We start from the raw sequence: 13476 nt of genomic DNA on the forward strand, positions 1-13476 counted from the left end.
TAAACCATGAACAAAATACTGGTAATAGATAATTACGATAGCTTTACTTATAACCTGGTACATTATCTGGAGGATTTGGGTTGCGAAGTAGTGGTTAAACGGAATGACCAGCTAAAATTGGAGGAAGTTGATGATTTTGAGAAAATAGTACTTTCTCCGGGTCCCGGAATCCCTGATGAAGCAGGACTTCTTAAAGAAATAATTGCCAAATATGCACCAACTAAAAGCATATTTGGAGTTTGTCTTGGACAGCAGGCCATAGGTGAAGTTTTTGGTGGTAAGTTGATAAATCTGGACGAAGTTTATCATGGGGTCGCTACAAAAATAATCCTTGAAAACGAGGAGCCTTTATTTGAAGGCTTACCCAGGGAAATTTTAGTAGGCAGATATCATTCGTGGGTTGTTGATCCTCAACTGCCGGACGTTCTTGAAGCTACATCTTTTGATGAAAATGGCCAGCTGATGTCATTAAGGCACAAAACGTATGATGTTTGTGCTGTTCAATTTCATCCGGAATCTGTACTCACTCCGGAAGGCAAGCAAATTCTTAAAAATTGGCTTATGGATTAATTAAACCATTTGTGTTTCCTTATTAAATTTAAAACAAATGAAAACGATTCTAAATAAATTGATCAATCATGACATCCTCTCCAAGGAAGATGCAAAACAGGTATTGGTTAATATTGCCAAAGGAACATATAATAATAGCCAAATCGCTGCATTTCTTACAGTATACATGATGCGTAGTATTACGATTGAAGAATTAGAGGGATTTCGGGACGCATTGTTGGAACTATGCCTGGCCATTGATCTATCTGAATTCAATCCAATTGATCTTTGCGGAACAGGAGGTGATGGCAAGGATACCTTTAATATTTCTACTTTGGCTTCCTTTGTTACAGCAGGAGCTGGTATTAAAGTAACCAAACATGGTAATTATGGGGTATCTTCTACCTGTGGGAGCAGTAATGTCATGGAATTTTTAGGTGTGAAATTCAGCAATGATCCTGACTTTCTCAGAAAATCAATAGAAGAAGCCGGGATATGTGTACTACATGCCCCTTTGTTTCATCCCGCAATGAAAAATGTGGCACCAATACGACGTGAACTTGGAGTAAAGACTTTTTTTAATATGCTTGGTCCAATGGTAAATCCCGCCTTTCCAAAAAATCAAATAGTTGGCGTTTTTAATTTAGAATTAGCACGAATGTATGGGTATCTCTATCAGAATACCGATAAAAAATATACCGTACTCCATGCATTAGATGGATACGATGAGATTTCATTGACGGGGAGTACCAAAACTATTTCAAATAATACCGAGGGTATTTTAAATCCTTCAGATTTTGGAGTAGAAATTGTAATGGAAAACGAAATAACAGGAGGTGAAAGCATAGGCAAATCTGCCCAAATATTTATGGATATCCTACAGGGCAGAGGTACGGAATCCCAAAACAATGTAGTCTGCGCAAATGCCGGAGTGGCTATCGCCACAGTTTTGGATGTTAGTCCAAAACAAGGTTTTGAGAAGGCAAAAGAATCTCTTCTTAACGGAAATGGTCTAAATGCCTTAAGAAAATTACAGCAATTAAGTGCATGATGGATATATTGGAAAAGATAGTTGATGATAAGAAAAGGGACTTACACCTTAAAAAAACTGTAATCCCTCTAAAGCAATTAGAGGCTACATTGCTCTTCCAAAGGGAACCTGTATCCTTGGCTAATGCATTGAGGAAAAGTAAAACCGGGATTATTGCAGAACACAAAAGAAGATCCCCATCTAAATCTGTGATCAATCAAAATTCCAGTGTACAGGATATTGCAATAGGATATATGAATGCAGGGGCTTGTGGTATGTCTGTTTTAACAGACGCCAAATATTTTGGAGGGTCTCTTGATGATTTAATAATCGCCAGAGCCGCCGTTGATTTTCCACTATTAAGAAAGGAGTTTATCATAGACGAATACCAAATTATAGAAGCCCGCGCTCACGGGGCTGACGCTATTTTACTTATTGCCGCAATTCTGACAAGAAAACAAATAAAGGTTTTATCAGAATTAGCAAAAAGTTTAGGTTTGGATGTTTTACTGGAAGTTCATAATGAAGAAGAATTAGTTAAATCAATGATGCCCGGTTTAGATATGTTAGGAGTAAATAATCGTAACCTAAAAACATTTGAGGTAAGCCTGGAAACCAGCGCTGTACTCTCACAACAGATTCCTGATGAATTTATCAAGGTCTCAGAAAGTGGTATTAGCTCTATTACTGCTATTAAAACACTAAGAGAATTTGGATATAAGGGTTTCCTGGTTGGAGAAAATTTTATGAAGACAACGAATCCCGGGGAGAGTGCCAGGGAATTTATAAACCAAATGGCTACATGAAACTAAAGATATGCGGCATGAAGTATAATATTGGGGAGGTGGCAGATTTGCAGCCAGATTACCTCGGGTTTATCTTCTGGAAGCCTTCCAAACGATTTTTTGATGGGTCTATTCCTAAATTGCGCAGGACGACTGGCAAAGTTGGGGTTTTTGTTGATGCCAATATTGATGAAATTTTAGATCGCACCAATACATATGGATTAAATGCCATACAATTACATGGAAATGAATCCCCTGAATTCTGTGCTAAGCTAAAAGAGCAATTTAAAGACCAAAAGATCAAGATTGACATTCTTAAGGTATTTAGTATAAAAGACAGCTTTGATTTCGCACAACTTAGTCCATATGAGAAATCATCCGATTTCTTTTTATTCGACACAAAGGGTAAGTTGCCCGGAGGCAATGGATATCAATTTAATTGGCAAGTACTAAAGGGGTATCCATCAAAAAAGCCCTATTTCCTGAGTGGCGGAATAGGTCTCGAGGAACTTGATAATGTTTTAGAGTTTCTTCAAAAAGAAGAATCTAAATATTGTCATGCTATTGATGTCAATAGTAGATTTGAAATATCTCCGGGCCTAAAGGATATAGATAAATTAAAGAAATTTAAGAATCGGTTGTTTGAAACCATCTCATAAAAAATATAAGAATATGACTTATCATGCTGATGAAAAAGGCTATTACGGACAGTTTGGTGGAGCATTTATACCAGAAATGCTATACCCTAATACTGAAGAACTCAGGCAAAACTACCTTCAGATTATGGAAGAGCCATCTTTTGTTAAAGAATTCCGTGCATTATTAAAAGATTATGTAGGAAGGCCAACACCGCTCTATTTTGCAAAACGCCTTTCTGATAAGTACAAAACAAAAATTTATCTGAAAAGGGAAGATTTATGCCATACAGGAGCGCATAAGGTCAATAATACAATTGGGCAAATTTTAATGGCCAAAAGATTGGGTAAGACACGAATCATCGCAGAAACAGGTGCCGGACAGCACGGGGTGGCCACTGCTACGGTTTGCGCACTTATGGGAATAGAGTGTGTGGTATATATGGGTGAAATAGATATTGCACGTCAAGCACCTAATGTGGCTAGAATGAAAATGTTAGGGGCAGAAGTAAGGCCTGCCTTATCGGGTAGCAGAACGCTCAAAGATGCTACGAATGAGGCTATACGCGATTGGATAAATAATCCGGTAAACACCCATTATATTATAGGTTCAGTTGTAGGCCCGCATCCCTACCCCGATATGGTAGCCAGATTTCAATCAGTAATTTCAGAGGAAATACAGTCCCAGCTGCTAGAAAAAGAAGGCATCCCGAACCCTGATTATGTTGTGGCCTGTGTGGGTGGTGGAAGTAATGCCGCTGGCACATATTACCATTATCTGGATAATGAAGATGTTGGTATCATTGCCGTAGAAGCAGCCGGAAAAGGTGTTAATTCGGGAGAAAGTGCTGCAACTTCTGCTCTGGGAAAAGTTGGTATTATTCACGGAAGTAAAACGCTACTTATGCAAACTCAAGATGGTCAGATAACTGAACCATATTCAATTTCTGCAGGCCTGGATTACCCGGGCGTAGGTCCTATGCATGCCCATCTGTTCACATCCGGGAGGGGTGAATTTATTTCTATTACCGATGACGAAGCTATGACGGCAGGACTAATGGTATCTCAATTAGAAGGCATTATACCAGCTATAGAGACAGCACATGCTTTCGCCATATTTGGCCAAAGAAAGTTTGCACAAGACGATATTGTTGTTATTAACCTTTCTGGAAGAGGTGATAAAGATTTACAGGCTTATATAGATTATTTCAAATTATAATTGGTTCCTATAAAATGAAGAACAGAATACAAAAAAAGCTGGGAGAAGACAAAAAACTACTTTCCATTTACTTCTCTGCCGGTTATCCCAATCTAAATGATACGGTTTCTATTATACAGGATTTGGAAAAAAACGGTGTAGATATGATAGAAATAGGCCTGCCATTCAGCGATCCTTTGGCAGATGGACCTACCATTCAGAAAAGTTCCACAATGGCGTTAAAAAATGGCATGGGAACAGATTTACTGTTTAATCAATTAAAAGAAATAAGAAAAACCGTTTCAATTCCCTTGATCATTATGGGCTATTTTAACCCTGTTTTGCAGTACGGAGTAGAGAACTTCTGCAAAAAATGTCAGGAAATAGGTATTGATGGTCTTATCCTTCCGGATTTACCTCTGGACGTTTACAAGGAAGAATATGAGACTATTTTTAAGAAATATAACTTAATCAACATTTTTCTAATTACTCCGCAAACCAGTGAATCCAGAATTTCACAAATAGACGACGCTTCAGAGGGATTTATTTACATGGTAAGTTCTGCCAGTACCACCGGGGCTAAACAGGGCTTGGGAGAAGAACAGGAAGCTTACTTTGATCGAATTGCCAGAATGAATCTTAAAAACCCCCAAATTGTAGGTTTTGGTATAAGTAATGCCCGAACATTTGAGCAGGCTACAAAGACAGCCAAGGGAGCTATCATTGGTTCTGCTTTTATTAAAATGTTATCACAAAAAGGTACGGCTGGGATTTCAGAATTTATTAGACCTCTTAATCACAAGCCATGAATGTAATTAATAATTGGAAAATTGTAATCTTGTTATGTTTAACCCTGGGAATGGCTCCTTTTTTCCCGGAACCTCATATTTGGGGTAAATTAAAATGGGTTTTTGGAGGTGGTAATGGCATGAAACCTATGGATTGGTTCGATCTTGTTTTACATGGATTTCCTTTTGTTCTTTTAATTCGGTTACTTGCTTTAAGATTCAAGCATTTGATCAACCCATAGAATTGCCTAATATTAAATCTTTATCAATTTAAACTATTGTATGAAAAATTTATTGACCTGGTTATGTCTTCTTATTTTTTGGATTAACAATGCTCAAGACCTTGAACTAAAAGCCCAGGTCCGACATACAATAGATGAACTAAGGGAATTTGTAGCGATCCCTAATGATGCTTTAAATCATTCAGATATCAACAGAAACCTCTCATGGCTCACCAAAAAATTCAATGAAAGGGGCTTTAATTCATCCGTGCTCTTTACGGAAGGAGAGTCGCTTTTTTTTGCCGCCCTCCCTATGGAAGATGACAAGCCAACAATTCTCTTTTATATGCATTTCGATGGACAGGCCGTGGATCCTGCCAAGTGGAATCAACCAGATCCTTATAAAGTAGTGCTCAAAACAAAGGATAATGATGAATGGAAAACAATTTCATTTGATGATTTAAAGGAGGATGTGAATTATGAATGGCGCCTATTTGGCCGTTCTACTTCAGACGACAAGGGGCCCATTGTTATGTTCCTGAACACCATAGATCTTTTGAAAAAAAACAATGTGGAAATTCCATTTAATATTAAAGTAATATTAGATGGGGAGGAAGAGAAAAGCAGTATTCCTTTGCCTAAGGCTGTAAAGGAATACAGAGAATTGTTAGAGGCAGATTTTCTGGTGATTTCCGATGGCCCAGTGCATTCTTCCGGCAAGCCAACAATTGCTTATGGTGCCAGAGGAATAACAACATTAACGCTAACTACCTACGGTCCAATAAATCCACAACACAGTGGTCATTATGGCAATTATGCTCCAAATCCCGGGTTTCAATTGGCCCGGGTATTAGCCGGTATGAAAGATAAAGATGGTAAAGTACTAATTGATGGCTACTATGATGGTATTAGCCTTGATGAATCAACATTAAATATCCTGCAAAGTGTACCTGATGACGGAAAAGTGATCAATTCTTACCTGGAGATTAAACAGGCTGAAAAGGTCGGCACATTTTATCAGGAAGCCCTGCAATATCCGTCATTAAATATTCGGGGGCTATCTTCGGGATGGGTTGGTGAAAAAACCAGGACGATCATCCCGGCAACTGCCACTGCTGAAATAGATATCAGGCTTGTCCCTGAATCTGATGGAATTCGATTGAAAAACCTTGTAAAGAAACATATCGAAAATGAAGGATATTATGTTATGGCTGAGGTCCCGGATAAGAGCCAAAGAATGAAACACGATAAAATCATCACAATTACCGAGGGCACCGTCACGAATGCATTCAGAACCGATTTGGACAATCCATACGGTATTTATCTGGTAGATACATTTAAAAAAACTTTCTCAGAAGATGTAGTACAAATCCGGATCATGGGCGGTACTGTTCCAATTGCACCATTTATTGACGAACTTAAGATTCCTGCCTTTCTCGTTCCTCTTGTGAATCCTGACAACAATCAACACAGCCCTAACGAAAATTTAAAAATTGGTCAGATTGCATATGGTATTCGGGTGTTTTACGCAATGATGAGCAATAAAATAGAATAAAAAGATTTGCAATCTTTTTTGAGTTAAGAATCTTCAAAGTGCTTTAAATTATTTTTAAAACCAGTTCAAACGACGGTTATGCAGAATTTCTACTTGCGTTGATATTGCCGTACAAAGAACGCGTAACTATTTTTTCGTAAAGTGCTTTATAATCAGAATTCTCGCTAATTTGATACAGAGCGTATTGTTGTATTACCAATAAGGGCAGTACAATATTTTCTCTGATTTTAATTGATTCTCTTGAAACAGCTTCGTTTTCCATAAGTATTTCGGAATTGCTGATAAGCAATAACATCTGTTTTGACAAGAGAAATTCATCATGCAGGATATTCCAGAATGCGCCATATTCCTTATCGTCTTTCATATAACTTGTGAGCTCAAAATAACACTTTGATAAAGACATCATACTGTTAAGCATTAAGGTTTCAAAGAAGGGTACTTCCTTGAATAACTTCTTTAATTCCCTGAGCCTTCCTTTATCTTTCAGTTTTTTAATAGCCGTACCTATACCAAAATACCCGGGCACATTTTGTTTGAGTTGGCTCCATGAGCCTACAAAAGATATTGCCCTTAAATCTGTAAGTTCCAATTTTGCCTTTTGACCCCTCTTTCCTGGTCTACTGCCAATATTAGCCTTAGTATAATACTTTAGTGTACTCCTGTTTTCGAGATATGAAATAAACATTTCATGTTGCTTTAGAGCATCGTATTTAGCAAAACTAAGATCAGAGAGTTCTTCCATCAACTTTCGTGATTCCCTGGAGATCACATTTTCTTTTCCAAAGAGGTTATTTGATAATCCTGCCGTTAATAACTGTTCTGAATTGTGCATGAATTGTTCCTTGGTACCATAAGTACTTGTTATGGTCTGGCCCTGAATGGTTAATTGTATTTCATTATTCGCTATATCCTTAGTTTGTGCGGCATAAAAGCGATGCGTTTTTCCTCCCCCGCGTGCCGGAGGTCCACCCCTGCCGTCAAAAAATATTGCATCGATATCATTCTTAGAACAAACTTTGGACAAAACTTCCTTGGTTTTTAAAATAGACCAATTAGCTTTTAAATAGCCGCCATCTTTTGTTCCATCCGAGAATCCGAGCATCATGGTCTGCCTATTACCACGCTGTTCGAGATGCGAACGGTAGTCAGGTAAATCAAATAAATATTGCATGGTGGCCTCGGCAGTATCCATTCCGTTCATTGTTTCAAAAAGCGGAACGATATCAAAAGTAATTTTATCCTTCTCCCAACCGCACCATCTGAAAAGTGCGTAAACAAAAAGAACGGAATAGATATCTTCCGAATTACTTATAATATATCGGTTGCAGCCTTCTTCACCGTTTTTATTCTGGATATCCTTTAATTGGGAGATATTTGCAATAGTATCTTTCACAATTTCATCATTGAAATCCTTAGGGTCTAATTTCAACTTTGCTTTGAGAAGAATGTTCCTTAATTTAGCTTCGGTAAGTTCATCAAGGCGTTCTTTTATGTAACCATTGGTCTTAAGAACCGTTTCAATTACCTGTCTGTGCTTACTGTGGTCCTGTCGAATATCCAAAGTAGCAAAATGTGTTTTGAAAATTTTTACCTTGTCCATAAGGACATCCAGCTGTTTCAGGTAAAGTGAATTGTACTTGTCTATCAATATTTCTCGCACGGTAATTAAAGGCCCGATAATATCATCATAGCTAACTACTCTATTGGGGTCGAACATAGCTACATAAAGTCTGTCCCTTAAATTATTCAGGTCAGGACGCAGATCTTTAAAAGTAAGTTTTTTACGAAGAATTTTAAGATCGTTATAGTAACATTTCATTAGATTAATACGGAGTTCATCTGCCACATCCTTGGTAATATCTGCCGTTACAAATGGATTCCCGTCTCTGTCACCACCAGGCCAAAATCCTAGTTTTATAATATTGTAATTGTCAAAATCATCATTCTCTATATTGCTTTTAATATATGTGAATAAATCCCCGACAGCAGCATAGTATACATTTCTAAGAATATAAATAATGTTTTTTGCTTCATCCAGTGGTGTAGGTTTCTTTGTATTTATTAATGAAGTGAGCCCTAACTGTTGAAGAACAACATCAATATCATTAATCTTATCTTTAAGAATGAGTGATTTTAATTCTTCTATGATATCAAGTACATCCGGGGTATAGAACTGAGTCGGATGAGCGGTTAAAACAATACGCGCGCTAAAGGTTGACAATTTCTTTGCAATCTTTTCCCAGCTCTTATTTTTATCTACTAACTGAAAGTAATCTTTTATGGATAAAGAGCTTGAATGTTCATGTAACTTCGGAAATGCGGCATCTTCCACACTATCATACAATACCACTTGTCGTTCAACATACTGAATGACACTGAACATAAAATCAATTCTTTGCTGCTCCGTATCTATATTTGCGTAGTTCTGGAAAAATAAATCCAAAATTTGTTGTGGATTTTTGCCAGATTTCAGTCCTTTTTCACATTGATCAAACAAAAGGGGAATGAGCATCCCCACATTCCTCTAATCTTTCCGTCTTATGCATAAATTTTCTTACCTATTCAATTGAATCCTCTTAATTGTCGTACCTAAATATTGGTTTAAATCTCTAAATATCCGTATAATAATATAATCTTTAAACCAAAAGGTGTCAAATCACAAAATAATTTGTCCTCATTAAAAAACAAACATGTAGCTCAAATTAAATTTCTATTTGAAAAATAATCATTCCCAATTAAAAACATAGTCATGCGAAAGTGTTTTTTCTAATTCCCCGGGTTTATTCAGCTTGTCTGCCCGTCAAGATTAGTGCTTAAAAAAAGTACGATATTGATCTACTCTGAATTGCAAAGTTGTATACTCAGGATTCAACGCCTTTTTCTTTTTATAAGAAACAAAACTACCTACAGCTCTATTAGCTGAGCCGGAAGGAGCTGTTAAAGATACCGTTCTGATGGTTCTTTTTAACTTACCAGAAAGCACAAACTCATGTACACGAGGTATTTCTTCAGAAATTGGCTCTAATCTCAAACCATGCTCCTTAATATGTTTTCTAAAAAAATATTCCGGTCCATTTTTACTATTTCCTCCCGTAAACAATAACCATTCTACCTTGTTGTATTTATGTAAATAAGCAATTAGGTTTCTAAGGGTAACATTCTTCATTCCCAAATCGGATGCATCTACTTTTATACGCTGTGCACTTTGAACAATATCGCAGATTCCTATTTTTTGTTCTCTTAAAAAATCCATGCGCTGTTTTACGGACTCACTGGTGGTTTCGTACTTTAACTTCAATCCAAAAATTTGATTCAAAATAGGCCATAACTGCCCATCCCTGCTCCCATAACAAAAATCTACATCCCCTTCCTTTAAATCGCCAGTCGTAAATCTGGGTGGTGGTAAGGTGCCCACAATCAGTTTTGTAGCATCATTAAATAAAAAAGGTTGATAAGGGTGGGAATGTAAAAACAATTTGAATTCTAATTTTCGCTGATTTCCAAAAATCTCTTAAAGTTATAAAGATAGTATTTTGCAAAAAGGCAAAAAGGGAGATTGCTTTTTAATGCTAAATTTTGTACTTTAAGTGAAATATATAGTACTTATGGGTAAAGGGGATATAAAAACCAAAAGAGGTAAGATTTCTAATAAATCGTACGGAGTTCTAAGACCGAAAAAGTCTAAGGCAAAAGTGGTGGTTGTAAAGAAAAAAAAGACTAAGAGCAAAAAAACCTAGTCCACAACAAACTGCAGACCAACTTCTCCTTCCTCATTTACACTTAACTTATAGGTGTAAAAACCGATCGGAAGTTCCGTTTCGCCAACAAAATCTATAGGCTGAAGTACATAGATGTCCTCCCCAGATTTGATTTCAACAAAGGCATATTGATAAGCCATTTCATATACCAAATAATTTGAAAAATCACCAGGTGCGACATTTGTATACATTTCTTCATTAGTACCTACCTGGACCTCTTCAAAATTGATATTACTATCATTTTCGATACGGATATTGACTGTATCTACGTCATCATCCCTGTCTGTGCAGCTAAATGTAAATACTAAAAAGGTTAGAAGAACAAAACCAATATTTTTCATAGCAAATTGTTTATTAAATAAACGTTTGTTTCAGAAAATTATTCTATCGAATAAAAACAGGTTGATTTTCTTTTAAAGTATGCTCTTTACTGTAGATATATTCGTCCATGTTAAATCCCCTGATGTCTTCAAGAGTTCTTGCGTTTGTATCCAGTATATATCGTACCATGGAACCCCGGGCCTTTTTGGCAAAGAAACTAATTACTTTGAGCTTATCGTTTTTCCAATCCTTAAATACAGGAGTAATTACATTAGTTTTTAATTTTTTCTCATCCACCGCGCTAAAATACTCATTACTGGCAAGATTAATAAAAAGCTCTCCTTCTTCCAATTCATCGTTTAAAAAGTTGGTCACACTTTGTTTCCAGAAATCATAAAGATTCTTTTTTCGACCAATTTTTAATTGTGTCCCCATTTCCAAACGATAGGGCTGAATAAGATCAAGAGGCTTTAAAACGCCGTATAAACCAGAAAGGATTCGAAGTGTGTCCTGCAACCTTACCAGTTTCTTCTCAGAAATACTGTACGCATCTAATCCCTGATAAACATCCCCATTAAAAGCATATATGGCAGGACGGGCATTTTCCGGGGTGAATGGCAGTGAAAACTTTTGGTTGCGTTCCCAGTTTAATTCAGCAAGGTCATTTGAAATACTCATTAATTTAGATAGGGACTTAGGGTTTTTCTTTACCAGTACCTTAATTAGTTTTTCAGACTGCTCAAGTAACTTCGGTTGTGAATATTTTACCGTGGGTAAAGGGCGTTCAAAGTCTAGCGACTTGGCGGGAGAAAGCAGAATCTTCATATTTCAATAATTTTAAGATAAAAGTAAAGAGGATTTTTGTGAATTCCTTTATAAGAATGAAAAGACTTATCAATACCCCTATCAAAGAAATTTATTGCTATTGAGAATGCCGGGAATAATGCCTCCACTTCTCAATGCAATTTGCCATATCATCGGGCAATTCACTATTAAAACGCATCATTTTACCACTTACCGGATGTAGAAATCCAAGAGTCTTAGCATGCAAAGCCTGTCTTGGCAGGATTTTAAAAGCATTTTCCACAAACTGTTTGTATTTGGTAAAAGTTGTGCCCTTTAATATTTTGTCCCCTCCATAGCGTTCATCATTAAAAATAGTATGTCCAATATATTTCATGTGTGCACGAATCTGGTGTGTCCTTCCAGTCTCCAGTTTGCAAGAAACCAGAGTTACATATCCTAAGCGTTCTAAAACTTTATAATGTGTAATTGCAGCTTTTCCCTTATCACCCTCAGGAAAAACTTGCATTTGAAGTCGGTTTTTTGGATTGCGGTCAATATGCCCCTCGATGGTGCCTTCGTTCGTATCTATATTTCCCCAAACCAGTGCTACATATTCTCTCTCGCTGGTTTTATCAAAAAATTGTTTCGCCAAATGAGTCATGGCCATTTCTGTTTTAGCAATTACCAATAATCCGGAAGTATCTTTGTCGATACGATGAACCAGACCTGGCCTTTCGTCAGAATTTACTGGCAAGCCTTCTATGTGAAATAATAAGGCATTAATTAAGGTGCCAGAATAATTACCATGTCCAGGATGTACTACCATTCCGGCAGGTTTGTTTACAACCAGAAGGCTTTCATCTTCATAGACGATATTCAGAGGGATATCTTCAGGCGATAACAAAAACTCATAAGGTGGGTGTTCGAAAAACACTTTAACCTCATCCCCTGCTTTTACTTTGTAGTTTTGTTTTACAACAGATTCGTTAACCCATATATGGCCTTCCTTTGCAGCTAATTGAATTTTATTCCGAGTTGCATTCTCAATAAAATTCATTAAAAACTTATCTACCCGCAAGGGTTCCTGTCCTTTGGAAGCAACAAAATTATAATGCTCATAAAGCTCCTCCTCTTCAGGATTGGAAGTGTTGTTAAGTGCCATTTCCTATTGTGAATCGGCTTTGACTTGCGCCCGGCCAGTTATTGTTCCATTTCCGCAGACCAGTTCAATTTTTGAAGTTTTTTGTATTTTATCGCCAGGATTGATAGTCTTACCCTTATGCCTAATATAATATACCATATCCTTTCCCAACTCATCAATATAAGTAATACGCTCAACATCTAATCCTACAGCCCGAAGCATTGACCCTGCATTACGTTGAGTAACCTGAATAATATTTGGAACTGTTACTTTTTTATAACCGGAAGGATTAACAGTAATATATATTTTTCTATTCTCTTTTACCTTATTCCCTGCAGGAGGATCCTGTTCAATTATAGAAAACCTGGGGTATTCAGGGTTAAAATTGGCTGAATCCAATACTTCATATCGCAAATTCGCATCCTCTATTACGCCTCTCATTTCCATAACGGATAACTTTGACAAATCAGGAACTTCAACAAATTCTCCATGGTTTGTTGATTTTTTTAACCATTGTAAGGCAAATATGGATATTACAACTATCACTAAAAAAGCGAGCCCTATATTGAACAGAAAAACTTTACTTCTAAGAAAATTCCAAAAATTCTTCATTGCTTTTTTTAAATATGACACAAATATAGGAAACCCTATCATTTTTTATTTACGTTAAAATCGTGATATTTGTCTAAATAGGTTAAGAGTTTATTTA

General features: G+C 36.8%; 15 protein-coding genes. 9 read left to right on the forward strand and 6 right to left on the reverse strand.

Annotated elements, in window-relative coordinates:
- Positions 1-6 precede the first annotated feature (6 nt).
- From Q0X66_RS11890 to Q0X66_RS11925, 8 genes are read left to right on the forward strand one after another with little or no spacing between them, the layout of a single operon-like run.
- Entirely contained in the window at positions 7-570 is a 564-nt protein-coding gene (locus tag Q0X66_RS11890) for an aminodeoxychorismate/anthranilate synthase component II (RefSeq protein WP_297706619.1), read from the forward strand.
- Positions 571-607: 37 nt separating this feature from the next.
- On the forward strand, positions 608-1600 hold the full coding sequence (trpD, locus tag Q0X66_RS11895; RefSeq protein ID WP_297706621.1) for an anthranilate phosphoribosyltransferase: 993 nt from the start codon (positions 608-610) through the stop codon (positions 1598-1600).
- The gene (trpC, locus tag Q0X66_RS11900) at positions 1600-2385 is read left to right on the forward strand and encodes an indole-3-glycerol phosphate synthase TrpC (protein ID WP_297706735.1); all 786 of its coding nucleotides are present in this window, start codon (positions 1600-1602) and stop codon (positions 2383-2385) included. The genes trpD and trpC overlap by 1 nt, the downstream gene beginning before the upstream one ends.
- A complete protein-coding gene (locus Q0X66_RS11905) occupies positions 2382-3023 on the forward strand; it encodes a phosphoribosylanthranilate isomerase (RefSeq protein WP_297706623.1) in 642 nt (213 codons plus the stop codon). Before trpC ends, Q0X66_RS11905 begins: the two co-directional genes overlap by 4 nt.
- 13 nt (positions 3024-3036) lie before the next feature.
- On the forward strand, positions 3037-4218 hold the full coding sequence (trpB, locus tag Q0X66_RS11910; protein ID WP_297706625.1) for a tryptophan synthase subunit beta: 1182 nt from the start codon (positions 3037-3039) through the stop codon (positions 4216-4218).
- Between the two features lie 14 nt (positions 4219-4232).
- Positions 4233-5006: a tryptophan synthase subunit alpha gene (trpA, locus tag Q0X66_RS11915; RefSeq protein ID WP_297706627.1), complete on the forward strand. Its 774-nt coding sequence runs from the start codon at positions 4233-4235 to the stop codon at positions 5004-5006.
- Entirely contained in the window at positions 5003-5227 is a 225-nt protein-coding gene (locus Q0X66_RS11920) for a hypothetical protein (RefSeq protein ID WP_297706630.1), read from the forward strand. Before trpA ends, Q0X66_RS11920 begins: the two co-directional genes overlap by 4 nt.
- Before the next feature lie 40 nt (positions 5228-5267).
- Positions 5268-6761, forward strand: a complete 1494-nt coding sequence (locus Q0X66_RS11925) for a M20/M25/M40 family metallo-hydrolase (RefSeq protein WP_297706632.1) — start codon at positions 5268-5270, stop codon at positions 6759-6761.
- A gap of 76 nt (positions 6762-6837) precedes the next feature.
- Here the strand turns inward: Q0X66_RS11925 and Q0X66_RS11930 are convergent, their stop codons facing one another.
- Entirely contained in the window at positions 6838-9204 is a 2367-nt protein-coding gene (locus Q0X66_RS11930; RefSeq protein WP_366938693.1) for a phosphoenolpyruvate carboxylase, read from the reverse strand.
- 363 nt (positions 9205-9567) lie between these two features.
- Complete coding sequence (locus tag Q0X66_RS11935; protein ID WP_297706636.1) at positions 9568-10236, reverse strand: uracil-DNA glycosylase family protein; 669 nt, start codon at positions 10234-10236, stop codon at positions 9568-9570.
- A gap of 130 nt (positions 10237-10366) precedes the next feature.
- Here Q0X66_RS11935 and Q0X66_RS11940 point away from each other — a divergent pair, with 130 nt between their 5' ends.
- The gene (locus Q0X66_RS11940; RefSeq protein WP_297706737.1) at positions 10367-10498 is read left to right on the forward strand and encodes a 30S ribosomal protein THX; all 132 of its coding nucleotides are present in this window, start codon (positions 10367-10369) and stop codon (positions 10496-10498) included.
- On the opposite strand, the gene Q0X66_RS11945 is transcribed toward Q0X66_RS11940, so the two are convergent.
- The 4 genes from Q0X66_RS11945 to Q0X66_RS11960 all read right to left on the reverse strand — a co-directional run bounded on the left by Q0X66_RS11945 (position 10495) and on the right by Q0X66_RS11960 (position 13379).
- Positions 10495-10860 (reverse strand): hypothetical protein, encoded by a 366-nt coding sequence (locus Q0X66_RS11945; RefSeq protein ID WP_297706638.1) that lies wholly within the window; start codon positions 10858-10860, stop codon positions 10495-10497. The two genes, Q0X66_RS11940 and Q0X66_RS11945, sit on opposite strands and share 4 nt — an antisense overlap.
- A 43-nt stretch (positions 10861-10903) precedes the next feature.
- Complete coding sequence (gene yaaA / locus Q0X66_RS11950) at positions 10904-11665, reverse strand: peroxide stress protein YaaA (RefSeq protein ID WP_297706640.1); 762 nt, start codon at positions 11663-11665, stop codon at positions 10904-10906.
- Between the two features lie 97 nt (positions 11666-11762).
- Positions 11763-12788 carry an RluA family pseudouridine synthase gene (locus Q0X66_RS11955; protein ID WP_297706642.1) on the reverse strand — a complete coding sequence of 342 codons (1026 nt, stop codon included), beginning with the start codon at positions 12786-12788 and terminating at the stop codon, positions 11763-11765.
- Between the two features lie 3 nt (positions 12789-12791).
- Positions 12792-13379, reverse strand: coding sequence for a PASTA domain-containing protein (locus tag Q0X66_RS11960; RefSeq protein ID WP_297706644.1), 588 nt, complete (start codon positions 13377-13379; stop codon positions 12792-12794).
- Between the last annotated feature and the right edge of the window lie 97 nt (positions 13380-13476).

Source organism: uncultured Eudoraea sp., from assembly GCF_947260015.1.
GTDB lineage: Bacteria > Bacteroidota > Bacteroidia > Flavobacteriales > Flavobacteriaceae > Eudoraea.